This is a genomic window from Neisseria sp. WLZKY-1 (assembly GCF_046546535.1).
Taxonomy (GTDB): domain Bacteria; phylum Pseudomonadota; class Gammaproteobacteria; order Burkholderiales; family Neisseriaceae; genus Neisseria.
On the sequence record NZ_JBKGTW010000001.1, the window covers coordinates 35,540 to 59,701 of the forward strand.

The 24,162-nt window shown below is 59.9% G+C and carries 21 protein-coding genes; 5 read left to right on the forward strand and 16 right to left on the reverse strand.

Annotated features, from left to right (window positions below; all coding sequences use genetic code 11):
- Window positions 1-114 precede the first annotated feature (114 nt).
- Window positions 115-2,403: a TonB-dependent zinc receptor ZnuD gene (znuD, locus tag ACLD9W_RS00230; protein ID WP_395429096.1), complete on the forward strand. Its 2,289-nt coding sequence runs from the start codon at window positions 115-117 to the stop codon at window positions 2,401-2,403.
- 163 nt (window positions 2,404-2,566) lie between these two features.
- Here znuD and ACLD9W_RS00235 read toward each other — a convergent pair whose 3' ends face one another.
- Both ACLD9W_RS00235 and ACLD9W_RS00240 read right to left on the reverse strand, forming a co-directional pair.
- Window positions 2,567-3,574: an IS5 family transposase gene (locus ACLD9W_RS00235; protein WP_410840137.1), complete on the reverse strand. Its 1,008-nt coding sequence runs from the start codon at window positions 3,572-3,574 to the stop codon at window positions 2,567-2,569.
- Between the two features lie 67 nt (window positions 3,575-3,641).
- Complete coding sequence (locus tag ACLD9W_RS00240; RefSeq protein ID WP_410840138.1) at window positions 3,642-4,592, reverse strand: LysR substrate-binding domain-containing protein; 951 nt, start codon at window positions 4,590-4,592, stop codon at window positions 3,642-3,644.
- Window positions 4,593-4,992: 400 nt separating this feature from the next.
- Between ACLD9W_RS00240 and ACLD9W_RS00245 the strand changes: the two genes are divergently transcribed.
- Both ACLD9W_RS00245 and thiL read left to right on the forward strand, forming a co-directional pair.
- The gene (locus tag ACLD9W_RS00245) at window positions 4,993-5,739 is read left to right on the forward strand and encodes an OmpA family protein (RefSeq protein WP_410840139.1); all 747 of its coding nucleotides are present in this window, start codon (window positions 4,993-4,995) and stop codon (window positions 5,737-5,739) included.
- Window positions 5,740-5,879: 140 nt separating this feature from the next.
- On the forward strand, window positions 5,880-6,839 hold the full coding sequence (thiL, locus tag ACLD9W_RS00250) for a thiamine-phosphate kinase (protein ID WP_410840241.1): 960 nt from the start codon (window positions 5,880-5,882) through the stop codon (window positions 6,837-6,839).
- 211 nt (window positions 6,840-7,050) lie between these two features.
- Here the strand turns inward: thiL and ACLD9W_RS00255 are convergent, their stop codons facing one another.
- Window positions 7,051-8,226 carry an MFS transporter gene (locus ACLD9W_RS00255; RefSeq protein ID WP_410840140.1) on the reverse strand — a complete coding sequence of 392 codons (1,176 nt, stop codon included), beginning with the start codon at window positions 8,224-8,226 and terminating at the stop codon, window positions 7,051-7,053.
- 7 nt (window positions 8,227-8,233) lie between these two features.
- Window positions 8,234-8,695: a D-aminoacyl-tRNA deacylase gene (gene dtd / locus ACLD9W_RS00260; RefSeq protein ID WP_410840141.1), complete on the reverse strand. Its 462-nt coding sequence runs from the start codon at window positions 8,693-8,695 to the stop codon at window positions 8,234-8,236.
- A gap of 404 nt (window positions 8,696-9,099) precedes the next feature.
- Between dtd and ACLD9W_RS00265 the strand changes: the two genes are divergently transcribed.
- Complete coding sequence (locus tag ACLD9W_RS00265) at window positions 9,100-9,657, forward strand: hypothetical protein (RefSeq protein ID WP_410840142.1); 558 nt, start codon at window positions 9,100-9,102, stop codon at window positions 9,655-9,657.
- 162 nt (window positions 9,658-9,819) lie between these two features.
- On the opposite strand, the gene ACLD9W_RS00270 is transcribed toward ACLD9W_RS00265, so the two are convergent.
- Both ACLD9W_RS00270 and ACLD9W_RS00275 read right to left on the reverse strand, forming a co-directional pair.
- Window positions 9,820-10,005, reverse strand: a complete 186-nt coding sequence (locus ACLD9W_RS00270; protein ID WP_410840143.1) for a hypothetical protein — start codon at window positions 10,003-10,005, stop codon at window positions 9,820-9,822.
- A gap of 199 nt (window positions 10,006-10,204) precedes the next feature.
- The gene (locus ACLD9W_RS00275) at window positions 10,205-10,552 is read right to left on the reverse strand and encodes a hypothetical protein (protein WP_410840144.1); all 348 of its coding nucleotides are present in this window, start codon (window positions 10,550-10,552) and stop codon (window positions 10,205-10,207) included.
- 211 nt (window positions 10,553-10,763) lie between these two features.
- On the opposite strand from ACLD9W_RS00275, the gene ACLD9W_RS00280 reads away from it, so the two are divergent.
- A complete protein-coding gene (locus ACLD9W_RS00280) occupies window positions 10,764-11,117 on the forward strand; it encodes a hypothetical protein (protein ID WP_410840145.1) in 354 nt (117 codons plus the stop codon).
- A gap of 34 nt (window positions 11,118-11,151) precedes the next feature.
- Here the strand turns inward: ACLD9W_RS00280 and ACLD9W_RS00285 are convergent, their stop codons facing one another.
- The 10 genes from ACLD9W_RS00285 to ACLD9W_RS00330 all read right to left on the reverse strand — a co-directional run bounded on the left by ACLD9W_RS00285 (window position 11,152) and on the right by ACLD9W_RS00330 (window position 24,077).
- Window positions 11,152-11,841, reverse strand: coding sequence for a hypothetical protein (locus ACLD9W_RS00285; protein WP_410840242.1), 690 nt, complete (start codon window positions 11,839-11,841; stop codon window positions 11,152-11,154).
- A complete protein-coding gene (locus ACLD9W_RS00290; RefSeq protein ID WP_410840146.1) occupies window positions 11,741-12,556 on the reverse strand; it encodes a DNA cytosine methyltransferase in 816 nt (271 codons plus the stop codon). The genes ACLD9W_RS00285 and ACLD9W_RS00290 overlap by 101 nt, the downstream gene beginning before the upstream one ends.
- An 84-nt stretch (window positions 12,557-12,640) precedes the next feature.
- The gene (locus ACLD9W_RS00295; RefSeq protein ID WP_410840147.1) at window positions 12,641-12,748 is read right to left on the reverse strand and encodes a Com family DNA-binding transcriptional regulator; all 108 of its coding nucleotides are present in this window, start codon (window positions 12,746-12,748) and stop codon (window positions 12,641-12,643) included.
- Between the two features lie 210 nt (window positions 12,749-12,958).
- On the reverse strand, window positions 12,959-13,186 hold the full coding sequence (locus ACLD9W_RS00300; RefSeq protein ID WP_410840148.1) for a hypothetical protein: 228 nt from the start codon (window positions 13,184-13,186) through the stop codon (window positions 12,959-12,961).
- 21 nt (window positions 13,187-13,207) lie between these two features.
- A complete protein-coding gene (locus tag ACLD9W_RS00305; protein WP_410840149.1) occupies window positions 13,208-15,040 on the reverse strand; it encodes a hypothetical protein in 1,833 nt (610 codons plus the stop codon).
- Window positions 15,041-15,051: 11 nt separating this feature from the next.
- Window positions 15,052-15,417, reverse strand: coding sequence for a hypothetical protein (locus ACLD9W_RS00310; protein WP_410840150.1), 366 nt, complete (start codon window positions 15,415-15,417; stop codon window positions 15,052-15,054).
- Window position 15,418: 1 nt separating this feature from the next.
- Window positions 15,419-16,306, reverse strand: a complete 888-nt coding sequence (locus ACLD9W_RS00315) for a hypothetical protein (RefSeq protein WP_410840151.1) — start codon at window positions 16,304-16,306, stop codon at window positions 15,419-15,421.
- Window positions 16,307-16,388: 82 nt separating this feature from the next.
- Window positions 16,389-19,943, reverse strand: coding sequence for a hypothetical protein (locus ACLD9W_RS00320; protein ID WP_410840152.1), 3,555 nt, complete (start codon window positions 19,941-19,943; stop codon window positions 16,389-16,391).
- A gap of 3 nt (window positions 19,944-19,946) precedes the next feature.
- Entirely contained in the window at window positions 19,947-20,348 is a 402-nt protein-coding gene (locus ACLD9W_RS00325; protein ID WP_410840153.1) for a hypothetical protein, read from the reverse strand.
- Window positions 20,349-20,363: 15 nt separating this feature from the next.
- On the reverse strand, window positions 20,364-24,077 hold the full coding sequence (locus ACLD9W_RS00330; protein ID WP_410840154.1) for a tape measure protein: 3,714 nt from the start codon (window positions 24,075-24,077) through the stop codon (window positions 20,364-20,366).
- Between the last annotated feature and the right edge of the window lie 85 nt (window positions 24,078-24,162).

Here is a 24,162-nt window from a genome sequence, read left to right on the forward strand (position 1 = left end):
AAAGGAATTTTGCAAAGGTCTCGGCCTTTTTTTCTCAAAAATCTTATCATATAAACAATAAAATGCTATATAATAACATAATAACAGTCTTTCGAAATATGATGAGAAACTAAAATGACACAAACCACACTCAAACCCATTGTTTTATCTATTCTTTTAATCAGCACCCCCATCCTCTCCCAAGCGCATGAAACCGAGCAGTCGGTTGACTTGGAAGAGGTTACCGTCGTCGGTAAAAGCCGTCCGCGCGCCACTTCGGGTCTGTTGCACACTTCGACCGCCTCCGACAAAATCATCTCCGGCGATACCTTGCGCCAAAAAGCCGTCAACTTGGGTGATGCTTTAGACGGCGTACCGGGCATTCATGCCTCGCAATACGGCGGCGGCGCATCCGCTCCCGTTATTCGCGGTCAAACAGGCAGACGGATTAAAGTATTGAACCATCACGGCGAAACCGGCGACATGGCGGACTTCTCGCCCGACCATGCCTTGATGGTGGACAGCGCCTTGTCGCAACAAGTCGAAATCCTGCGCGGTCCGGTTACACTCTTGTACAGCTCGGGCAATGTAGCCGGTTTGGTCGATGTTGCCGATGGAAAAATCCCCGAAAAAATGCCTGAAAACGGCGTATCGGGCGAAGCCGGATTACGTTTGAGCAGCGGCAATTTGGAAAAACTGACATCCGCAGGCATCAATATCGGCTTGGGCAACAACTTCGTGCTGCATACTGAAGGCTTGTACCGCAAATCAGGCGATTACGCCGTACCGCGCTATCAAAAAGAAGAAGGCCGTCTGAAACGACTGCCCGACAGCCATGCCGATTCAAAAACAGGCAGCATCGGCCTGTCTTGGGTTGGGGATAAAGGTTTCCTCGGCGTGGCGTACAGCGACCGTCGCGACCGCTACGGCCTGCCTGCCCACAGCCATCTCTACGACGACTGCCACGCCGACATCATCTGGCAGAAAAGTTTGATTAACAAACGCTATTTGCAGCTTTATCCGCACCTCTTGACCGAAGAAGACGTCGATTACGACAATCCGGGTTTGAGCTGCGGTTTCCACGACGATGATAATGCACACACCCATGTCCACAACGGCAAACCGTGGATAGACCTGCGCAACAAACGCTACGAACTCCGCGCCGAATGGAAGCAACCGTTCCCCGGTTTTGAAGCCCTGCGCGTACACCTGAACCGCAATGACTACCACCACGACGAAAAAGCAGGCGATGCAGTAGAAAACTTCTTCAACAATAAAACACACAACGCCCGTATCGAGTTACGCCACCAACCCATAGGCCGTCTGAAAGGCAGCTGGGGTGTGCAATATTTGGGACAAAAATCCAGCGCGCTTTCCGCCATTCCCGAAACCGTCCAACAACCGATGTTGATTGACAACAATGTGCGCCATTACAGCTTTTTCGGTGTAGAACAGGCAAACTGGGACAACTTCACGCTTGAAGGCGGCGTACGCGTGGAAAAACAAAAAGCCTCCATCCAGTACGACAAAGCATTGATTGATCGAGAAAACTACTACAACCAACCCCTGCCCGACCTCGGTGCGCACCGCCAAACCGCCCGCTCGTTCGCACTTTCGGGCAACTGGTATTTCACGCCACACCACAAACTCAGCCTGACCGCCTCCCATCAGGAACGCCTGCCGTCAACGCAAGAACTGTACGCACACGGCAAACACGTTGCCACCAACACCTTTGAAGTCGGCAACAAACACCTCAACAAAGAGCGTTCCAACAATATCGAACTCGCGCTGGGCTACGAAGGCGACCGCTGGCAATACAATCTGGCACTCTACCGCAACCGTTTCGGCAACTACATTTACGCCCAAACCTTAAACGACGGACGTGGCCCCAAATCCATCGAAGACGACAGCGAAATGAAGCTCGTGCGCTACAACCAATCCGGCGCCGACTTCTACGGCGCGGAAGGCGAAATCTACTTCAAACCGACACCGCGCTACCGCATCGGCGTTTCCGGCGACTATGTACGAGGCCGTCTGAAAAACCTGCCTTCCCTACCCGGCAGGGAAGATGCTTACGGTAACCGTCCTTTCATCGCACAGGACGACCAAAACGCGCCTCGCGTTCCGGCTGCGCGCCTCGGCTTCCACCTGAAAGCCTCGCTGACCGACCGTATCGATGCCAATTTGGACTACTACCGCGTGTTCGCCCAAAACAAACTCGCCCGCTACGAAACACGCACGCCCGGACACCATATGCTCAACCTCGGCGCAAACTACCGCCGCAATACGCGCTATGGCGAGTGGAATTGGTATGTCAAAGCCGACAATCTGCTCAACCAATCCGTTTACGCCCATAGCAGCTTCCTCTCTGATACGCCGCAAATGGGCCGCAGCTTTACCGGCGGCGTGAACGTGAAGTTTTAAAATCGGACAGGCCGAGACCTTTGCAAAATTCCTTTTTCCCCGACAGCCAAAATCTAATTAAAGATTTTCGGCTGTTTTTGTTTCAAATATCCACTGATTCTACTCAAATACCCCCCCCTTAATCCCCCTTGGATACCTGATTATCAGGCATCCGGGCCGCCTTTTAGGCGGCAACAGACACACTTAGCCTGTTAGCCGCTTTCAACAGGTTCAAACACATCGCCTTCAGATGGCTTTGTGCGCTTACTTTGAGCAGACCAAAATAGGCTGCCCGGGCGTAGCGGAATTTACGGTGCAACGTTCCAAAACTCTGTTCGACCACATAACGGGTTTTCGACAAATACCGGTTACGTTTGGTTTGCGCTTCCGTCAGCGGACGGTTGCGGTGGGCTTTGCGCATAATGCCGTCCTGTAGCCGATGCTCTTCCAGATGTTGTCGGTTTTCCTCACTGTCATAGCCTTTGTCGGCATAGACGGTCGTGCCTTCGGCTATCCCTTCCAGCAAAGGCGACAGGTGGTTACACTCATGGACATTGGCGGGGGTGATGTGCAGCTTCTCGATATAGCCTTCCTCATCGGTGCGGGTATGTTGTTTGTAACCGAGTTTGTAGAGGCCGTTTTTCTTTGTCCAACGGGCATCTTCATCTTTGCTCGGTGTGGTTTGACCGCTGACTTGTCCTTCCTCATCGACTTCTATGGCCTGACGTTGTTTGCTGCCGGCGGTTTGAATAATGGTGGCGTCAATGACGGCGGCAGATGCTTTCTCTACTTTTAGGCCTTTTTCGGTCAGTTGGTGGTTAATCAGTTCCAGCAATTCGGACAGGGTGTTGTCTTGCGCCAGCCAGTTGCGGTAGCGGCATAAGGTGCTGTAATCGGGGATGCTCAGTTCGTCAAAACGGCAAAACAGGTTGAAATCGATGCGGGTGATGAGGCTGTGTTCGAGTTCGGGATCGGAGAGGCTGTGCCATTGTCCGAGCAGGACGGCTTTGAACATGGATAGCAATGGATAGGCGGGACGGCCGCGGTGGTCTCGAAGGTAACGGGTTCTTTGACGATTCAGGTACTGTTCGATCGGCTGCCAATCAATCACCTGATCCAACTTCAATAGTGGGAAGCGGTCGATGTGTTTGGCAATCATGGCTTGTGCGGTTTGCTGGAAGAAGGTACTCATGGAAAATCCCCTAAATGTCTTGGTGGGAATTTAGGGGATTTTGGGGGGATTTTGCAAAGGTCTCGGCCTAAATCGAAAAGTCTTCGACAACGGGTGTGTACAGCAGCTGGTCAAGCCGCGCTTTGTTTAAAGACGGGTCGAAGAGTTCGATAAAACCGTAGACATATCCACGCAGGTAGCTGTCGCCGCGCAGCAGCAAGCCGGTATGGCAGGGTTCGGTGAGATAGGGAATGTCGACCAGCGTCAGATCCGCGTCGGCCGTTTTGTCGTAGGCCGGTTTGGCCATCAGACCGATGCCCAGTCCCAAACGGACGTAGGTTTTCAGCGCATCGTTGTCAGCCACCGAAACGGCGGCTTCCGGTTCAGCGATGTCTGCCTTGGCGAACGCGCGCGAAAGCACGCTGCCGCGCGTGAAAGCCGATTCGTAGGTGATTAAAGGATAGGACGCGATGTCGCGGACGGACAGCGCTCCTTTGTGGTCGAGCAGCGGATGGTCGTTTGGAACGAGCAGGCCGTAATGCCAGCTCGAACAGGAAATGCCGCGCAGCTCCGTGCCGTAGTCGGAAAGTTCCGATGTCACAGCAAAATCCGTCAGGCCGTCTGAAACCATGCGGCGGATTTCCTCAGGCGTTCCCTGGCGGATAACCAGCCGTACTTTCGGATAGGCTTTGGCAAACTGCGTCACTACCGGCGGCAGAACGTAACGCGCCAGAGTGTGCGTGGCCGCGAGTGTGAGTACGCCCCCGTTCTGCTTGGCAAACTCGCTGCCGATGTTTTTGATGTTTTGGATGTCGTGCAAAATCCTCTCGGCCGTCTGCAAAACCGCCTTTCCCGGCTGCGAAACCGAAACGATGCGCTTGCCGCTGCGGATAAAGATGCGGATGCCGAGTTCTTCCTCCAAAAGGCGGATTTGTTTGGAAACCCCGGGCTGCGACGTAAACAGCGCGTCTGCCGCTTCGGAGACGTTGAGATTGTGTTTGTAGACTTCGAGCGCGTAGCGCAGCTGTTGCAGTTTCATAAGTATGGCGTCGGGATACAGAATCGGGCTGCGGACTTTAACATAAAAACAAATCCGAATGTCGGAAAACGACGGTAAATAAAGAGCCGGGACGCCGTACCGACAAGCGGAGCGAGTGCTTTGAAATGGAAAGTTCCTGTTGTTTTTGCGCAACTTTAATAAAGCCGGTAGCGTTTTTTCCGGTAAATAAGTGACAGAAAATTGATTTTTCGGCATGATGCGGCACTAGGAAACAGGCTGCTGCCCGCACAGAAGGCAGTGGGATATTGACAGTTCGCATCGGGATTTTTATAGTGCGGACTTGTATATTCTGGTTGCCGTCACGCTGCGGCCTGTATATTGTGCTTTGTAATGGTCTCACAGGTCATTGCATTAACAATCTTTTGATGAGGGAATAATAATGACCAAACAGCTTAAATTAGGTGCATTAATCGTTGCCGCTATCGCTTCTGCCAACGCTTTGGCAGCCAGTGAGCCGCATACCAAACACGGCTACACCGTCAGCCGCCTGTCTCAGGAAATCGTCCGCAACAACTACGAAGAATGCTGGAGAAATACTTATTTCGATAAGGAAACCCAAGGCCGCGTAGAGTGTGGCGATGCAGTTGCCCAGGCACCTGCCGCTCCCGAGTATGTTGACGAAACCGTTGCATTGTCTGCCAAAACCCTGTTTGGTTTCGATAAAGACAATCTGCGTCCGCAGGCGATAGAAACTCTGAACAACTTGGCAGCACGTCTGTCCAACGAGTCCGTTCAAAGCGTCCGTGTCGAAGGTCATACCGACTTTATGGGTTCCGAGCAGTACAACCAGGCTCTGTCCGAGCGTCGTGCTAATGTTGTTGCTAACTACTTGGTTAACCAAGGTGTTCCTGCCGGTAAAATTTCTGCTGCCGGTTTGGGTGAGTCTCAGGCTCAGATGACTGCTACTTGTGAAGCCGAAGTTGCAGGCAAAAAACTGTCTAAAGCCAAACGTCGTGCACAGCTGATCGCATGTATCGAACCCGACCGCCGTGTGGATGTGAAAATCCGCAGCGTGGTTCAGCGTCAGGTTTCTACCGGTGCTGAAGCTGTCGGCGAGCGTCCTGCCAGCGACAACCACTGGTTGCCGGGCGAGCGTTCCAGCATCCACGGTTACACCCGTTGGTAAGATGATTTTGAAAAACCCCGCGAATGCGGGGTTTTTTCTTTTTGTCGGTTTTATACGATATGTTTTTTGTTTATACGATATGTTTTTTAAAGCATGAAGAATAATAAAATGAAAAATGGAAATACATGAGGCAGCCGAAAATGAACGAGTTCGACTTTATCAAAACCTATCTTGCAAATGTGCCGAAAGACAAGGCGGTGCTGTTGGGGATTGGCGATGATGCCGCTGTGGTTCGTCCCGATCTAGGCAGGGATTTGTGTGTCAGCAGCGATATGTTGCTGGAGGGGAGGCATTTCTTTGCCGATGCGGCGCCGCAGGATGTGGCGCACAAGGTTTTGGCGGTCAATTTGTCGGACATGGCGGCGATGGGTGCGCGGCCGCGCTGGGTGTTGCTGAGTGCGGCGCTGCCCGAGCTGGATGCAACATGGCTGCGCTTGTTTTGCGACAGTTTTTTCGCGCTTTGTGCCGAATACGGCGTTTCGCTGATTGGTGGGGATACCACCAAAGGACATTCAGTCTTCAACGTCACGATTATCGGCGATGTGCCGCAGGGCTTGGGATTGCGCCGCAGCGGGGCGCGGGTGGGCGACGATGTTTGGGTGTCGGGGCATATCGGCTCGGCGGCGGCAGCTTTGCAGCATATGCTGGGCAAGGCGGTTTTGCCCGAACCGGCCGCAGAGCATTGCCGCTGGGCTCTGCTGCGCCCCGTGCCGCGCGTGGCTTTGGGACAGGCACTGTTAACGCTGGCCAATGCCGCGCAGGATATTTCAGACGGCCTGATACAGGATTTGACGCATATTCTCGATGCATCGGGCGTCGGCGCGGAGATTGAGGAAGACAGGCTGCCCGTTCTGCCTGTCTTGCGGGAGTGCCTGCCCGAAGTGGTGCGGCGGCAATGCGTGCTGGCAGGCGGCGACGATTACGAGCTGCTGTTTACCGCTTCTCCGGCGCGGCGCGCCGAAGTGGAGCAGGCGGCGCGGCAGTGTCAAACGGAGGTCTGCCGCATCGGCAGGATTACGGCGCAACGCGGCCTGCAGGTGCGCGATGCGGCGGGGCGGCCGATACGCTTGGCGCGCGGCGGTTACGACCATTTTGCCTGAGCGGCCGCATTTGAAAACCGTTCGGAGTTTCTGACATTGCGGCCAATGTATCGGCAGTTCCGCGCAAAGCCTCTAAGGCGATATCTTCGTGGGAATAACATTGTTGAAAGCGAAGGTTCAATGGAGTGAAATCGCGTCTGTGCTCTGTCAAAAAGGCCGTCTGAAAGTTCTTTCAGACGGCCTTTCCCGCATCCGCAACCCATGTCCGCCCTCAGCGGATAATTTCCGGCTTGGCGGCAAACCAGGCCAGCACGCATTCGAACGCCATCAGCGCCGTCAGCAGCGACAGCGAGGCCGACCACGAACCGAAGCGGTCGTAGAGCATGCCCATGCCCAGCGGGCCGGCCACGGCGATGGAGTAGCCCACCGTCTGCGCCATGCCCGACAGCGCGGCCGTGGTACGGCTGTCGGAGGCGCGCAGGGCAAACAGCATCAAGGCCGAGGAAAAACTGCCCGACGCGCCCGCGCCCGCCAGCATCACCCACAGCCACGCGCTGCCCGCAGGCGCGAGCCACAAGCCCAGCACGCCGAACAGCATCAGCGAGGCCGTTGCCAGATTGAAAAGCTGCCTGCGCCCGCTGCGGGCAAACCGTGCCGACACCGCCAGGCTGCCAGCCAGCGTGCCGATTTGGAACAGCGAAACATAATTGCCCGCCGCTGCCGCGTCCGCCCCTTTTTCCGCCAGCAGCGAGGGCAGAAAGTTCACCAGCGTGTAAAACAGCAGCGACTGCACGCCCATAAACGCGCTCAAACACCACGCGGCGGGCAGTTTCCACGCATTGAGGCCGTCTGAAACCGCCGTTTCAGACGGCCTTTGGGCACCCCGGCGGCAGAGCGGCAGCCAGGCGGCACACGCGGCCAGCGCGGCAAACAGCCACACCGCCAGCGACCACTGCCAGCCGAAACGCACCGCCAGCGGCACGGCGGCTGCGGCAGCCAGCGCCGACGACAGCGACATCCCCGCCGACAGCGTGCCCACCACCAGCCCGACGCGTGAGGGCAGATTGCGTTTGGCCAACGCCGGCAGCAGCACATTGCCCATCGCCACCGCCGCCGCCAGCAGCAGCGTGCCGAGTGCCAGCAGCGTTTCAGACGGCCCCCACGAGCGCACCGCCATGCCCGCCGCCATCAGCGCCGCCGCCGCCGCCAGCACCCTTTCCGCACCGAAACGGGCGGACAGGCGCACCGCCAGCGGCGAAAACAGCGCGAACGCCAGCATCGGCAGCGCCGCCACCACGCCCATAAACGTGCCCGAGCTGCCCAAATCCGCCCGTATCATCCCCACCAGCGGCCCCAAAGCGGCCAGCGGCGCGCGCAGGTTGGCCGCCAGCAGCGCGACGGCAATCAGAAACAGAACCAGCGGCGCGGTATTGCGTGCAGTCTTCATTGCGGTCTCAAAACAGTTTTTTCGAATCGAGCAGCAGCGTCACCGGCCCGTCGTTGCACAGCGACACCTGCATATGCGTGCGGAAACGCCCCGTCTCCACGCGGATGCCCCGATCGCGCAGCATCTGCGCCGTCAAAAGATACAGCCGCTCCGCCTCGTCGGGCTTGGCGGCGGCGGAAAACGACGGCCGCCTGCCGCTGCGCGCGTCGCCGTGCAGCGTGAACTGCGATACCAAAAGCACCGCTCCGCCCGTTTCGCGCAGCGACAGATTCAGCTTGCCCGCTTCGTCTTCAAAAATACGCAGGCCGGCGGTTTTGTCGGCGATATAGCGGGCGTCGTCTTCGCCGTCGTCCAGCCCCACGCCCAGCAGCACCAAGAGGCCGTCTGAAATCTGCCCGACGGTTTCACAGCCGCCCCCGTGCACAATCCCGACTTCGGCACGGGTGACTTTTTGGATAACGGCACGCATGGTTTGTTCCTTTCGTGTAAATGTTTTCGTTAAGGATTGTATAGTGAGCCAAAATAAAAAATCTACGGCGTTGCTGCGCCTTAGCTCGAAGAGGGCGGTTTGCTACGGCATTGGAAATGCCAAGAAAACCTGCCCCGTACTACACCTGTACTGTCTGCGGCTTGCTGCCTTGTATCTTTTTTATTTTGACTCACTATAACGCATCTGCCGCCGCAAGCCGAACGTGGGAAAAGCCGATAAGGCCGTCTGAACGCGGGAAACAGGCTTTCAGACGGCCTTATCTACCCGATTTGCGGGGCGGGCGGACAGGTTTGTCTGCGGTTGATATGTATTCCGCTTAAAACGGTTATATAATCCGCACGTTTTTTAACACATAGGAAACAGAAAACATAAAGAAATTGTCTTTGGCGGTATTGGGCGCGCTGTTGCTGGCGGCCTGCGGCGGTCACGAGCAATATGAAGGCTATTGGAAACGGCAGGGCGACGGCGACAAGCGGCCGGACGTCATGCAAATCGTGAAAGAAGCCAGCAAAACCTATCTGCTCAAAGAAAACCTGCTGCCCAACCGCAAAGGCGAAGTGCACGAAAAAAACCTCGTCCTCTCGCAGAAAGACGACGGCACGCTGGCCGTAGACACCGGCTTCGGCAGCATCCCGCTGGTGCTGTCGGAAGACGGCAAAACCCTGCGTGCGGAACGCAGGGCATATGACAAAATCAGTGTAGGAGATTTTGACGGCATCCGGCAGCAAGTCGAGCAGGAAAACGCCGAGTACGCGAAAAACGAACAGCTTTGCGAAGCGATGGAAAAAGAATACCGCGCCGAGAGGGATGCCCATCCCCAGCCGCAAGTAGGCGGCGGCACGGAGGCTTGGGATCGGTGGCGTGAAGAAGATAAAGCATTGAAAGAGAAGTTTAAAGCCAAACGCGACGCCATTGACCACTGCCATTTTCTGATTTTCTGACCCACTGACGTTTTTACAAACGCCCCCCCCCCTGCCTGCGGACATAACAGCCTAAGAATAAACTGCTACCGTTTGCTGACGGCGGCGGTTTATTATGCAAGGCCGTCTGAAAGTGCGGTTTCAACGGTGTTAAAAACCGAAACGGGCTTTCAGACGGCCTTTCTATGGCTGGCAGGCTTCGCAACCCCGAATCTGCTCGAGCGGCGTTATTTCCACGCGGGCGGGAATCTTGGCGGTTCGACAATTCCGTATCGCCCAAAAGATTTCCGTCTGCACGGGAATGACGGTGCTGCTTGGTTTCAACCCCGTTGGCGGCTTTTTCAGACGGCCTTTGGTCTTGAATGCCACAGGCGTTTGTCTGCATAGTTTTCTGTAAAACCCGCGTGCGCCGCTTTGGCAGTACACGCTGACGCGGCGGCAGAGGCCGTCTGAAAGCCGTGTGTGGGGTGTGTTGCACGGCAAATGCACGCGGGTTTATGCAGTGCCTGGCGTTTTCTTTGTTTCCGTACCGAAAAGGCCGTCTGAAAGGTTTTCAGACGGCCTGTGTTTATGGTGCGGGCGCGGCGTTTTGCCATGCGTTGATTTGGTCGAACTGCGCGCGGCTGCATCGGATGTTGAAGAGGGGTTTGCCGCTGTCGGCGCGGATGGCGGCAAGCTCTCCCGCCTGCCAGTCCAGTCGGACGCTGTGGCGAGGCAGGTTGGCCTTGCCGCCCTGTTTGCAGGCGATGATGTAGCTGATGCGTTCCTCACCCAGGCTGATGCTGCCGCAGTCGGGATTGGTTTCCGTGGCGAGGTTGAGCACCAGTCCGCCGTTTTGTGCTTGGATGCGGACGACGTGGGGTACGGGGGTGCAGCCTGCCAAAGCCAGCAGGATGGGGATGAGGGAGAGTTTCATATTATTACCGTTTTGTGTTTCGGCTTCGCGGAAGACTGCAAAACTGTAACGTCGCGCGAGTTTTGTCACGCTTTTGCGTTTTTTTTGCCACTGGCCGATTGGTCTCGGTGACAAAACTCGCGCGAAATTTCTCCCCGTTTTATCTCCATCTCTGCTTGGCTCGCGCTTCGAGGTGCGGCAACATGCTCTTGTCTTGAACAAGGAGCCAAACATGAAAACACCCCAAACCCAAAACCTGATTTTCGGCTTTTACGGCACGATGCACCTCGCGGGCTTCAATGCCGCGTCTTTATGGGACACAGCGGTGTCCGCCGTCAAACGGGCGACGCTACATGAAGACACTGCCGACATCGCGACGTGGTTGGACAGCAAGGACGGGCGGCACTTTGCCGATTATGTGGTTGACGGCCTGCGGCAGGACAAACCGGTAAATGCCGCCATAAACAGCGCGGTGCGCTGCTGGATGGCGATGAGGCCGGATGCGGAGATGGTCGGGCGGCACGGCGTGCCGGCAGATACGCCTTATTTGGTGGCAGCGCTTCGGCTGATTGCAGACTGGAAATAATGAAAACAAAGGGGCGCAGCCCCTTTTATTATGCCTACTCGGGAGTGAATCGGTAAATCATATTGTCCTCATAGCGGACGGCTTTGGAGATGCCGCCGGTGATTCTGACATGCTCGAATCCACCCCACTTCTCCCACTCCTGCGGGCGGTGCTGCCGCAGGTATTCGAGGTAGGCGGCAAACTCGCTGCGGGTGCTGCTGAAAAAGACAAACGGCGGCCGCACCATCGCAGTCAGAATCAGGAAGGGTATCATGCCGAAGTAGGCTTGGTTGGCGTACATCCCCTGCTGGGTGCAGACGTAGGGCGGGTCGAGCACCAGCAGGGTGTTTTCCCGTCCTGCGTATCGGGGCAGTAGGGTCTCGAAGGATTCGTTTGTGATTTCGAGGCCGTCCAGATAGTCCGCCGCTTCGGGATACGGGCTGCGCCGCAGGCAGTTGTACATCGTCTCCTTATATAGGTGCTCGAGTGTCGGTGCTTCTTTGCCGCTGTACAACAGCCATGAACGCAGGCAGTTGAGGTCTTTGTACCCGTCGAAGTTTTCGATGGCGTTGATAACGGCGGACTTGGTGTCTTTGTCCAGCCGCTTTTCGCGCGGCTTGTTGTCCAATATCGCGGCCAGTCTGTCACGCAGGCGGTTGGTGTCGGGTATGCTGCGCAGGCGCTCGGCGTAGCCGTCGAAGTCGTTGTAGATGACGCGGGCGGCGGGTTTGCAGCGTTTGGCCACATGCGACAAGAGACCGCTCAACCATCTGATGCCTGCTGTCGGCGACAGCGACGATATTTCCACCCGAGATGTCGATATTTGTCCCGTCGGCGAAACCTGCAAGCAGCGTAGGGTGAGCGTCCGCCCAGGGGCTGCCCGCTTCCGTCTTGCCAGATATACGTTCCACTGTTCCGGCATCACCCAGCAGCTCGATTGGGGGCAGCTCTCGAAAACCTGCGACCACGAATACGCGGCGGCGTTTTGTGGGGACTCCGAAATAACGGCTGTCCAGCACGCGCCAGTATCCCACATACCCGCATTCGGCAAGCGTTTCAAGGACTGTTTGGAAGTCGCGGCCATCGTTTGAAAAGAGCAGGCCAGGGACATTTTCAAGCACCAGCCAGCGCGGTTGAAGGGTTTGCACGATGTGCATCGCGTCGAAGAACAGCCCCGTGCGGCTGCCTGCGAGGCCGCGTCGTTTGCCCATTGCCGAAACGTCTTGGCAGGGGAAGCCGCCGACGACAACATCGACACGGGAGAGTGCGGGCAGGCAGGTCTGCACGTCTTCGTGCTGCACGGCATGCGGGAATCGGTTGGCGAGGACGGTGCGGCAGACGGGGTTGATTTCAACCTGCCACGCAGTTTTGAATCCGGCTTGTTCAAAGCCGAGGTCGAAGCCACCGATGCCTGCGAACAAGCTTCCGACGGTGGGATTTGAGGCGCTTGGCGCATCCATATTTTCCTCTCGAAAAGGCCGTCGGGCGGCTCTGTGTGAAAAAATACGGTGCTCTCGGCACTCTGTGAAAAAACCTTTGAAAAATCAGTTGAAACGGTTGATGTTTTTGCAGCGGCAGCACTTGATTTCCACCGTGCCGCAGCCTTTTCCCAACAGTTTGTTGCAGGCTGTGCAACGCAATTCGCGGTACATGTTTGCATTTCCTTACGGTTTGATTACAATCCCGCCCGTCTGTACAGACAAGACGGCCTCGAAGTCAATGCAGCTTGTTCCTGCTTGGCTGGCGCGGCGGTGTCCCATCACTTCCGCGTCGCCGTCCCTCTTCAAATATTCCTCTCTTCTTGTTCCAATATCCCCATTCTAGGCTTTCAAGCAATCCCGCCCGCCCTTCTCCGCTTCACTTCACACGGCAATGTCCGTGATGTCCAGATCGGGGGCGGGGGCGAGGATTTGGCCGGTGTGGGCGTCGTAAAAAAACCGTTTGCCCGTTTCGCCGTGGCCGCGCAGGATGACTGTGCGGCCGCTTTGCGTTTCGGCTTCCCATGTGCCGCCGCCGAGGGAGGCGGTGATTTTGGCGGCGGCGCGGCTTTCGCGTTTCATCAGGTCGGTAAGCCGGTGGTAGAGGTTCATGTTTTTTCCTTTCAGACGGCCTTAGCCCAAGTAGCGGTCGATGGTGACAGTCTGCATGACGACGGGGGCGTCGTTTTCGATGTTGACGCTGAGGGTGACGCCGGTGACCGTGCCCTGCCAGTTGCCCGAGGGTTCTTGGATTTGCCAGATTTGGCCTAATTCGGCGCGCGGTAGGGCGTATTGCTCGGCAATAGGCAGGGTGACGTTTTCGCTTTTGTGCGTGCCCGCTTCGTTGAGGGCGGCTATGCCTGCGGCTTCGAGGACGGGCAAATCGGTGTACAGCACGCTTGTCAGGGCGGCGGCGCGGGGTTCGCGGCTGCTGCCTTTTTTGTGGACGTCGGCGGCGCGGCCTTGGTTGTGTTCCGCGTAGACGAAGACGCCGTTTGCTTCGGCACGGACGCTGCGGCTGCCGCTGATTTTGGTGATGACGGCAGCGGGGACGGTGGTGTCCGGCAGGGCGTCGGCTTCCTGCCATGCGGGCGTTTTGCGGCGCGGCAGGACGCTGATTTCGGGCAGGGAGGGATGGCTGTAAACAAACGCGCCCGCCGCGTCGGCCAGTTCGTTTAAGACGGCCACCGGGGTTTTGCCCTCGGTGGAGTAGACGCCGCCGGGGATGAGCCAGTCGGCGGCCTGCCACGCTTTGACGGTGACGCCCGTGTATTTGAGGATTTGGTCGGCGATTTGGCGGGCGTAGACGGGGTTGGCGATGAGGCCGCCGCGCTGTGCGGCGTAGTCCGCGCCGAGGCGGGCGGTGGGGCTGCGGCCGGTGACGGTGTAGCTTTTGTCGGCAAAGGCGCGGTTGTCGCGGTATTCCTCGGCGAGGATGACGAAGCTTTCGTTGTCGATGGTGACGGTAATCACGGCCTCTTTGCCTTTGGTGCGGCCGTCGATATTGAGGCGGGCGAAGTCGTCGCTCGGGACGGTGAGACTGCCCTGCCAGCAGTAGCCGGAAGTGTCGGCGGTGAAGGAGGCGGCCAGAAGCTCGAGCGGTTGGCCGTCGTCGAAGGAGGCGGAGATGCGGTGGCGAATCATATAAACCTTCAATACAGGGGTAAATGCGCGGGTGCGGCAGGCAAAGGGCAGCGGGATGTGGTGGGTGTGGTGGGCGATGTGTCTGCGGGTCAGCGGCAGCGGCAGGCGGTTAAATGGCGGGCGTTTGCCGCAGATATAGGTGTCCGGCTCGGGCTTGGGCGGCACGGGGATGTCGTGCCACTCGCAGGGGACGGAGGCGGGCGGGGTGTAGCGCGGGGCGAAACAGGCTGCAAAGCGTTGCGGCAGGGGCTGCGACAGGCGGCGGCAGGCGGCGAGGCTTTGCTGTGCCGATATGGTTTGGACGGCGCAGCGGTGCGGGCGGGCAATGGCCGTCTGAACGGCGCGGGCGCAGCCGTTTAGGGAAGCGGCGGCGTTGGTCGGGCTTGTGTTGCAGCGGCGCAGCTCGGCGGTGGCGGCGGTTTCGGCGCGGGTGCAGGCAGCAAGGCTTTGCTGCGCGGAGGCCGTCTGAACGGTGCAGAGGTAGAGCGGCGGCATACCGGCAATGCTTGTGCGCCAACAGGCGGCCAGCGGCAGGACTTCGGTGGCGACACCCGTGTAGTCCGACTGCGTGCGCAGGCCGAGGGCGCGGCCGCTACGGCAGATGCCGGTTGACGCCGCAGCGGCGCTCGAAAAGGCGAAGGCGGCGGCAACGGGGGCATAGCGGTTTTGCGGCGGCTGCGGTTGCGGCGGTTGCGGCGGCGGCGCGGGGGTGTCGTCGTCCTGTCCCAACAGGCGGACAAAGGGCAGCGGCAGCGCGGCGGCGTCTTTGTCGGCAAGAGGCCGTCTGAAAGGCAGGGGCAGTTTGTCGGCTGGGATGCTCATTTTCAGACGGCCTATGGTGTGTCTTCGACGGGGCGGACGTAGTCGTAGGCGACGGGTTCGTATTGGCGCTTGTGGTCGAGGGCGATAATCAGGTATTCCCGCGCGGTGTCGAGATAATCGAACAGGTAGTTGCCGCTCTCATTGCTCCACACGGAGCGGCACACTTGGAAATTGCTGCGGTCGACAAGCAGGATGCGGCGCGAGGCGGGCTGCCCGCCGACGGTGACGATGCCGACGCCGCGCCCGGCGATGATGCCTGCGCCGTGGGTGCGGCCGTAGTGGCGCAACAGGCCGTGCGGCCACAGGCGGCGGTGGCGGCGACCGTGGCGCGGCGGGACAAAGCGCAGCAGGCCGTGGGCAAAAAGACGTTTGGCCATGTCAGATTTCCCAGGCGGCGGTGTTGATGAGGACGGGGCATTTGTCTTTGTCGCCGAGCGAGGCGTAGACAAAGGTGTCGCCGCTGCCGTCGATGTTGTCGAACACCGTGCCGAAGGGAACGGCGGCCATGTTGTTGGCAACCGAGGCGATGCCGGGCAGGAGGCCGCGTATGCCGCGTTTGTCGCCGATTCTTTCCACAATCATGCAGGGGAAGGCTTCAAAGCCGCCGGAAACGGGCGAGGGATAAGGCAGGTCGTTGCTTTGCACGCCCGCGGCCGCCGTAGCGAACGACGCTTCCACGCCCGTTGCCAGCCCGTCGGCGGATTTGAGGATAACGCCGGTGGTTTGGTAGGTGCTGATATTAAAGCCCGAAGGCGAAAAGGATGAGTAGTTGCCGCTTTGGTTTATGCCCTGCGGCAGAAACAGGGTGTTGCCGGTGTCGGCGGCGGCCAGCGAAGGGAAGTCCGACAGATAAAGAAAGGACGAATAGCCGCCCTGAAAGGACACAAAGACAAAGCCGCGTGCGCAGGCGGCCAGCAGCCATTTTTGTACGGTGCTGTTGGCATAGCTGACGGGGCGGCGCTCGGATGCGGCCTTGCCTTTTTCAAAGCCTTCGGTCTTTTGATACAGCGACACTTGGGCGGTGCGTCCTGCGGTGTCGTTGACATGGAGGGCGGCGCCCGTCGATTTGCCGTCGGCGCTTTTCAGGGCGATTTTATTGCTTTCCTCAAACAGCACTTCCCAGCCTGCGCCCAACTTTGTGCCGTAGCCGGTGACGAGGCAGGCTTTGAGGACGGTTTTCAATGCGCCGGCCGTTTGGGTGATTTGCGGCGCGCCTTCGTCGGCGGAAGTGTAGAGGGTGACGGGATAACGGGTGGTTTGCAGCATGGTTTTGTCCTTTCTTATGTCGGCGGCAACTGTGTCGCCGACATGGGCTTGCACAATGTTTTAAAAAGGGTTTCAGACGGCCTCAATCTTCGGCCACGGTGTTGCCGCGCAGGCAGGCAGTAAAGCCGTCGCGCCTGCTTTGCCGTTCGGGTGACGGCTGGACGGCACGCAGTATCCACACCGGCAGCGGCGTGCCGTAGGTGTTGAAACGGATGCAGTTGCGCGGCGCCCAGCCGCCGCCGAAGGCAAGGCGCGGCAGGGTGAAATAGGGTTTGCCGGTGGCGGGGTTGGCGGGGGCGAGGTCGGTGAGGGTGTCGCCTTTGGCCACCAGGCCGAGGGTTTCGCCGTACAGCTCGAACTGAGTGTCGGAGGTAAACTGAATCAGCCAGCGTTGCGTCACTGCGCCGTCACTGGTCAGCACGAAGGGGTAGTTGCGCACGTCCAGCCGCGCCAGTATTTCGTCGCCTTCGATTTCGTCTTTCCAGTGTTTTCCCCACGCCTGCTGCGAGAAGGGTTCGGAGGCGCGTACCAGCAAATCGCCGCCGATCAGGGCGGATGAAACGTAAGTACCCTGCTGCGGATAGTCGCGGGAAACGGGAAACTGCAGTTTCAGACGGCCTGATATGTCGGCGCGGGCGATGCGGTTTTCTTCTTCCCACGCCTGCACGGCGGTGAGCGGCATCTGATAGGCCGACAAGTCCAGCGGGTCGGCAAAGGTAAGCGTACCGGCGGCAAGGTCGGCGGTGTAACGGTCGGCGGTGACGTGTTTGCGTTGTGCGTCGATCAGGCACAGGCGGTCGAGGTTCTGCCGATCGAGGGTGATTTTCTGCCCCGCCGTGAAGGCGCTGCCGATGTCCTGTTTCAGGCGGTTGCCGATGACCACCATGTCGCCCTTGCGATAGATGGGCACGCGGCCGTCGGCGGGCAGGCGCACGGCGTCGATGCCGATAATGGAGGAATCGAGCGGGATGTCGTCCTGCGTGACGGCGTTGTAGCGCAGGGTGTCGGGCAGGAAACCGTCTTGCCGCGCTATGGTGAAAAAGCCGGTGCGGTAGTCGATTTCGCCGGTGAAGTCGCCTTCGATTTTGCCGTCGGCGGTGGAGCGCCCCGTCAGGAGGCCGTCGCGCCCTGTGGCGTAGACGGTGAAACTTTCGGGCTTGACGGGTGCGCCGCCGACACGGGCGCAGAAGCGGTAGGCGGGTTTGGCGTCTGTCGATACCACGCCTGCGGTGACTTTCAGGCCGGACAGGTTGAGCGCGGCGTCGGCAATCTGCACGTTGCCGTTTGCCAGATTCAGACGGCCTACGGCGTCGCCGCGTCCGGTCTGCGGGTTGAAGTTGCGGTACAGCACGCCGCCGCGCTCGATGATTTTCACGCCGTTGAGGTCGAACGCCCAGGTGTCCTGCACGGGGCGGCTGCCCGAAAGTGTGCCGTTGATGACGTTCGCCCACACGTTGGACGGCGTTTCGGTGAGGCGCACTTGGCGGGTGTCGTCGCTGTCGTGCCAGCGGTAGGCGGCGGCTTGGATTTGGTAGGCGACTTGCGTAATCACTTTTTCGCGGCCGAAGTCGGCGCTTTGGCTCGCACCCGGCAGAATCTGATGGCTGCCGACGTCCCAACCGAAGCCCGCTATCGGCAGGCCGAGGCGGTCGGGTGCGGGGATGTGCACCTTGCCCGTGCCGTAGTCGACCGTCGCGCCGGTGAGGGTTTTGCCGTCGAGCATCAGGCCGCCCGCACCGTTGTCGGTGAAGGTGATTTCCTGCGCGCCGAAGATTTCCTTTTTGTCGTAGGCCAGTTTCAGGTCGTGTTTTTCCGCCTGCACGACCTGCGCGGCGGTGGTAAACCAGTCGCCCGCCTTCATGCGGTTGTATTTCATCTGCACCCAGCCCTGTGTCTGCACGAGGGCGCGGGCTTTGTAGGCCACGCGCAGGCACAGGCTGCCGGGGGCGGTGCGGCCGAGTGTCAGGTCCAGCTCGCCGCCCGTCTGCTGGCCCACCGCGCCTTCTTTCGCTTTGCCGGTATAAGCCTGATAGGCAATCTGCACGGCGGCGGCGGTGAGGCCGTCTGAAACGGCGCAGCGGCCGCCGTAGTAGTCGACATAGCCCGTTGCCCCGCCTTTCAGACGGCCTGCTTCGTCGGTGGCGGTTTGGCCGTTCCATGTCAGGCGCAGCGTGCCGGGCTTGATGGTGTCCACACCTGCGGCAGGGATGACGGCACGGCCGCCGAGGGTTTTGACGACCGGCTCTTCGCCCGCGTCTTTGGCGTCGTAGGTCTGAAACGCGCTTTTGTCGCCCCATAAAAAGACGATGCGGCTGCCGACATCCGGCAGGGCGCTTAAAGACAGGACGGCCGAGCCGGTCGGCGATACCGTGCCGCAGGCTTCGCCTGCCGCGTCGCGCAGGATGTAGTCGCCCGCGTCTTTGAGGACGTACCACACGCCTTGCGCCATAAACGACACCGACAGGCTGCCGGGGGCGGGCGCGGGCTGCAGCAGCGGCGCCCACTGCGTGCCCTGGTTGCTGTCTTTGACTTCGACAAAGGCGGCGAAACGGGCGGCGTTTTGCAGCGAGCCGGGAACGGCGGATACGGTGAGGCCGAAGCTGTCGGGCAAGCCCTGAATCAGGCCGCGCCGGTAGTCGATTTGCACCGCTTCGCCGTTTTTGACGAGCTGGCCGCGCGCGTTGTCCGTCCAGCCGTCGATGTCGACCGTGCCGGGCAGTACGGGGCTGTCCAGCCAAATGTCGCCCGACACGGCCAAGGCCGTCTGAAACACGGTGCGGCGCGGCGCGGAGGGTATCCACGCCTCGGCGGAGACGGGATGCACGTCGGCTTCGGCGGTTTCGACGGTGGCGGTGGGGACGAGTTTTTCAAAAATGCCGTCCACTTTCGCCTCGGCGCTGCCTTTGGCCAGTTTTTCGGCAAGGGGGCGCACGCCGTAATAATTGGCCGAGTCGGCGACATGGGTTTCCAAAATCAGCGTGTCGGCATTGCCGTAGCCTTCGACGGGATAGTCGACGCCCTTGTAGTCGTCCGCCAGTGGGTTGGCCGTTTCCATTTTCAGCACGCGCCGCTGGATTTCTTTGGTTTGGCCGTTGGGCAAAACGATTTCAAAGGTGCGCACTTCGTCGGACAGGGCGGCGATGCGGAAATACTGCTGCCGCGTGCGTTTGCGGTCTTCCAGGCAATAGCGCTCGCCAACCTTCGGCAGCGGCGCTTCCGTGCGCTGGTAGGCCTGCACCAGGCGCGAACCGGCCAGATGCCGCCCCAAGAGGGTCATGCGGCTTTCGATGGTCGGCACACTGTAAGCCTCGATGCGCGGCAGGATGTCGGCGCGGGATTCGCCGTAGTGCTTGGCGCGGAAGGCAAGAAAGGAGACGTTGGCCGCCTCGGGCGGCTCGGAAATGATGACGTGTGCGCCGTACAGCGGCTCGGCGTCGCCGCGCAGCACGCCCGGATAGACCAGCCGCGCGCCGAAGTCGCCCAGCGTGCGGTCGGCGTCGGAGACGGGCGGGAACAGCTCGTTGTCGGCGCCGGTGAGCGGCCTGCCGACCATCAGGCCGCCGCCGTCGGGCGTGTCGGTGAGGCGTTGCGAGGGGTAGATTTGCAGGTCTTGCTGCGTCAGTTTGGTTTTGGCCATGTTTTACACCGTCATGAGGTTAATGGTTGCCAGATAGGGGGTGTCGTCGGTTTCGGGGGAGCAGAAGGCCACGGCTTCGGCCTTGGCAAACTGCTTTTCGTGCAGGCGGAATATCACGTCGAAGCTGCGGCCGTCGGGATGCGCCAGCGTCATCACCAGCTCCGGCACGTCGCCCCACTCGCGCAGGCGCAGCAAATCCGAGCGTCTGTGCCACGCCCAATCGCCCGCAAGGGTGACGGGGCGGCCGTTGAGCTTTGTCCCCTGCTGTATCACCAGCGCACCCGACAAAGTGCGCTGCGGCGCGGCCTGCGCCACCGCACTCCAGTCCATTTCGTCCTGCCATTGCAAGTCGGCAGGCAGGGCGAGGGTTTCGCCAGTGTCTTTTCGTTTCAGTTGCCAGGTCATGTTCAGACGGCCTCCTTATGTCATCCGCCGCAGTCCGGCGGCGAGCTGTTCCATCAGTCCCCGCACCGCCGCTTCGGCCACGTTCGCGTCGCGTTTTTCCAGCACGCGGTGCAAATCGGCCATCAATCCGTCGGTCACACCGGCGGGGATATCCACTTTCGGTTCGGATAAGGCTTCCCAATCGGGCTTTTGCACCGCGCGTTGTTTTTCCTGCTGCTCGGCTTCGCGCTTTTCGCGTTGGCGGCGGTAAATCTGCTCCTGCAATTCGGCCGATTTTTGGTATTCCGCCGCCGCGCCTGCGTCCGAGGCTTCGGCGGCTTTCTTTTTCCACGCGTCGATTTTGCGGCGGGCTTCCAACTCGTGCGCCGCCTCTTCGTTGCCGTTGAGCCCCGCCAGTTCGGCCTCCAAGGTCTCCCGCGCTTCCCGCGCTTCGTCCTGCATCTGCCGCAGCTTCTGCCGCGCTTCGTCGATTTGCGCGTGCAGTTTGGCCAGCGAAGTTTTGTCCAGTTTGCCCGTTGCCTCGGCGGCGGCCTGCGTGGCGCGGGTCAGAGCCTGTTGGCTGACCGTACCGTCGCGTGCCATCTGCGCCACGGTGTCGCCCGCCTCTTTGGCTTTGACGACGACGGCGGCAAATTGGTCTTTCACCGCCTGCAACTGTTTGCGGTATTCGACAAACTGCGCCACACCCATGCTTTCGGGCTTGTCGGCATTGAAACGGTCGATTTCGGCGTTCAGCGCAGCGTATTCTTCGCGCGTCAGCTTCACTGTGCCGTGCTGCGTGGAGAACACTTCGTGCAGGCGGGTGACGCGGCGCACTGCGCCGGAGGCGGCCTGTCCGACGCCCTGCATGGCTGCCGCCTGCTGCTGCGCCCCTTTTTGTGCCGCCTGCGCCGCACCTGCCGCCGCTTCGGCATGGCTGCGGGCGGCTGCGGCGGCTTCGTTGTGGGCGGTTTTCGCCGCTTCGCCCATTGTCGCGCTCTGCCTTGCCACTTCGGCGCTGCGCCGCTTCACTTCGGCAAGGGTTTGGTCGTATTGCGCGGCGGTGATCAGGCCGTCTGAAAACGCCTGTTTGGCCTGTGACGACAGGTTTTGCAGGGCGGCGGGGTCGGATGCGTCTTTGACGGCCTGCGCCAGCCGGTCGTAGGCGGTACGGGCGGCGGATGCGCCGTTTTCGGCGGCGTCGTTGAGGCGTTTGATTTGTTCGCGGGTCAGATCGGCGGTGCGGCCGCTTTTGGCCAACTGCTCGCGGAAGGCGGCAAACTCGGCTTTGCTTTGCAGTTTGCCCATCATCTGCTCGAAGCCGTTGCGTATCAGGCGGGCATCGTTGATACCCTGTTCGCGCGCGGTCTCGGAGGCCGTCTGAAAGTCGGCAAAAGCCTTCTTCGCCTTGGCACTGATGCCCTCGCTGACGGCATCGGTGTCGACGCCGATTTTTTCAAAGGCGGCGCGTACTTTCTGCGCCGCCGCTTCGGCCGCGCCGCCGATGCCGGCCACTTTGCCCGCCGTGTCGGTGGCGGCAATGCCTGCGTCGGCCAACGGTTGGCGGATTTTCGCCATTTCCTCGGTGGCCAAGCCCGCCGCCACGGCAGCTTTCTGCCATTCGCCCTCGGCTTTCAGGGCGGATTTGGCGGCGGCAGAGGCGGTTTTCTGCGCCGCGTCGGCTGCTTCCTGCGCCGCTTTCTGCTGCGCTTCGCCGACGGCCTGTGCGGCGGCTTCCTGCGCGCTTTTCGCCTGCTCTGCCGCTTTGACGGCTGCGTCGGCGGCGGTCTGATAGGCGGTGCGGGCTTCGGCCTCCAAACGCGCGAAACGCTGCTCCTCCGTTTCCATCGAGTGCTTGGCGGCGCGCACGGCGGCCGATTCGAACGAGAGGGCGCGTTGTTCCGCTTCGCCGAAGTGTTTTTCCGCCGAAGCCTTCATATCCGCCGCCGCCTGCTCGAAGTTGGCCGCCGTTTCGCCGAAGCTGATTTTGGCCAAGCCTTCCAACACAAGGGCAATGGCCGACTGCGCCGCACCGGCGAAGGCCTCGACGGCAATGCCGATGGCGGCGAAGCCGTCTTTGATGGCGCCCAACAGGATGTTGACGCCGTCCAGCCCCGCTTTGAGCACGTCGAAATCCTGCCCGCTGCCGCCGAGCAGGGTGTTGAGGGCGTTGCCTGCCTCGTTGATGTAGCCGATAACGGTTTCAATCAGGTGCGCCACTTCCGCCGCGCCGGTTTTGGCGGTATCGTAGGCGGCAACAAAGGCATCCGACAGGCTGCCCGTCAGTGCGCCGTCGAGGCCGTCTATTGCCGCTTCCAGCTTGTCCAAACCCGCACCGACGTCGGAAAGCACGGCGTTGTAGGCGTCGGAAATGCCGCCCGCCTCGCCGAATTTCAGCATCAGTTCGTCGAGGCGGTTTTTCAGGCGGTTGACCGACGCGGAGGCCGATTCCGTGCCGCCGAAGGCTTCTTCCATCGCCGCGCCGAACTTGGGCAGGAAGTCTTCGGCGGCAATGCCGTTTTCCACCATCTTTTCCAATTCGGCGGTGGTAACACCCATCGATTTGGCGGCAATGGCCATTGCGGGCGTGAGCCTCTCGCCCAACTGGCCGCGCAGCTCCTCCATACTGACCTTGCCCTTACCGGCAATCTGCGACAGTGCCAGCAGCACACCGTTGGTCTCTTCGGTCGACAGGTTCATCGATGCGGCGGCAGAGGCCACGCCCTTAAACACCTGCTGCGTGTCCGCCGTGGACATATTGATGTTCTTGGTGGCGGCGGCCAGTTGCGCGTAGCCGTTGGCGGCGGATTTGAGTTCCAAGCCCAGCTCGGCGGCCACGCCCTTCACCCATTCCATCTGCTGCGACGCCCCCTCCGCCCCGCCGAAGGCGTATTCCATGCGGCTGCGGATGGCGGCAAACTCCGTCGTCGTTTCCAAAATCCGCTGCAAACCCTCCTTGACCGCCCAAATGCCGCCGCCCACGCCCGCAGCGGCCAGCATGGTGCGCCCCATGCCGGAAATGGAGGATGAAATGGCGGTTTGTTTGGAAGGAATACCGTCCATCGTCTGACTGAGGCGGCGCAGTTCTCGCTCGTAGGCGGCGGTGGCGGCCTTTAATTCTTTTTTGGTCAAATTGCCGTTTTGTTTCAATTCGGCGTAGGCGCGGTTGATGCGCTGCAATTCGTTCCGTGCCTGCGCATCAACGTGCAGACCGAGCGTGATACGCGCGTCGGCCAACCGTTTGAGCCGCTGCGCCTCCTCGTTGAGTTCAGCCAGGTCTTTTCTCGCCTTTTCACTTTCCGCCGCCAGTCTGCGCTCTTCCTGTGCGAGGTTTTTGGCGGAAACGCCCGCCTCGGCCAAAGCCTTGCGGGTTTGGTGCGTCTGTTCGGCCAGCTCCGCCTTCTGCCGTTTCAGACGGCCTACTTCGGCGACGGCAGCCTTGAACTGTTTTTCCAAGTTTTTTGAGGGATTGGCCGCCATCGCCCGCGCCAAAGACGCGGTTTTTTCCTGCGCCTGCGCCAGCGCGTCGGCCACGTTTTTCGTTTCCGTTTTCAGGGTTTTGAACTGCCCGGCCAGCGCGGTTGCCTTATCCAGTTTGGCGAAGGTTTGCGACAATTCCTTGCCGCGCTCCGTCAGTTCCGACGTGTCGACGCCCGCTTCTTCGATGGTTTTGGCCAGCTTGGCAATCGTTTCCTCGCCCCTGACCTCCGCCGATATTTCAATCCCCGCCTTGATATTTGCCGCACTCATGCGAACCTCTGCAAAATCTGTTAAATTGGCGCGGATATTAAAAGCCCGTCGGCAGCCGAAGGCGCAGACGGGGTTCACTACGGAG

Coding starts and splice junctions, on each gene's coding strand:
- ACLD9W_RS00320 (WP_410840152.1), bottom strand. CDS start 19,943: ATGGCCAAAACCAAACTGACGCAGCAAGACCTGCAAATCTACCCCTCG.
- ACLD9W_RS00255 (WP_410840140.1), bottom strand. CDS start 8,226: ATGAAGACTGCACGCAATACCGCGCCGCTGGTTCTGTTTCTGATTGCC.
- znuD (WP_395429096.1), top strand. CDS start 115: ATGACACAAACCACACTCAAACCCATTGTTTTATCTATTCTTTTAATC.
- ACLD9W_RS00325 (WP_410840153.1), bottom strand. CDS start 20,348: ATGACCTGGCAACTGAAACGAAAAGACACTGGCGAAACCCTCGCCCTG.
- ACLD9W_RS00310 (WP_410840150.1), bottom strand. CDS start 15,417: ATGGCCAAACGTCTTTTTGCCCACGGCCTGCTGCGCTTTGTCCCGCCG.
- ACLD9W_RS00280 (WP_410840145.1), top strand. CDS start 10,764: ATGAAAACACCCCAAACCCAAAACCTGATTTTCGGCTTTTACGGCACG.
- ACLD9W_RS00275 (WP_410840144.1), bottom strand. CDS start 10,552: ATGAAACTCTCCCTCATCCCCATCCTGCTGGCTTTGGCAGGCTGCACC.
- ACLD9W_RS00305 (WP_410840149.1), bottom strand. CDS start 15,040: ATGAGCATCCCAGCCGACAAACTGCCCCTGCCTTTCAGACGGCCTCTT.
- ACLD9W_RS00290 (WP_410840146.1), bottom strand. CDS start 12,556: ATGGATGCGCCAAGCGCCTCAAATCCCACCGTCGGAAGCTTGTTCGCA.
- ACLD9W_RS00300 (WP_410840148.1), bottom strand. CDS start 13,186: ATGAACCTCTACCACCGGCTTACCGACCTGATGAAACGCGAAAGCCGC.
- ACLD9W_RS00245 (WP_410840139.1), top strand. CDS start 4,993: ATGACCAAACAGCTTAAATTAGGTGCATTAATCGTTGCCGCTATCGCT.
- ACLD9W_RS00315 (WP_410840151.1), bottom strand. CDS start 16,306: ATGCTGCAAACCACCCGTTATCCCGTCACCCTCTACACTTCCGCCGAC.
- ACLD9W_RS00235 (WP_410840137.1), bottom strand. CDS start 3,574: ATGAGTACCTTCTTCCAGCAAACCGCACAAGCCATGATTGCCAAACAC.
- thiL (WP_410840241.1), top strand. CDS start 5,880: ATGAACGAGTTCGACTTTATCAAAACCTATCTTGCAAATGTGCCGAAA.
- ACLD9W_RS00240 (WP_410840138.1), bottom strand. CDS start 4,592: ATGAAACTGCAACAGCTGCGCTACGCGCTCGAAGTCTACAAACACAAT.
- ACLD9W_RS00330 (WP_410840154.1), bottom strand. CDS start 24,077: ATGAGTGCGGCAAATATCAAGGCGGGGATTGAAATATCGGCGGAGGTC.
- dtd (WP_410840141.1), bottom strand. CDS start 8,695: ATGCGTGCCGTTATCCAAAAAGTCACCCGTGCCGAAGTCGGGATTGTG.
- ACLD9W_RS00295 (WP_410840147.1), bottom strand. CDS start 12,748: ATGTACCGCGAATTGCGTTGCACAGCCTGCAACAAACTGTTGGGAAAA.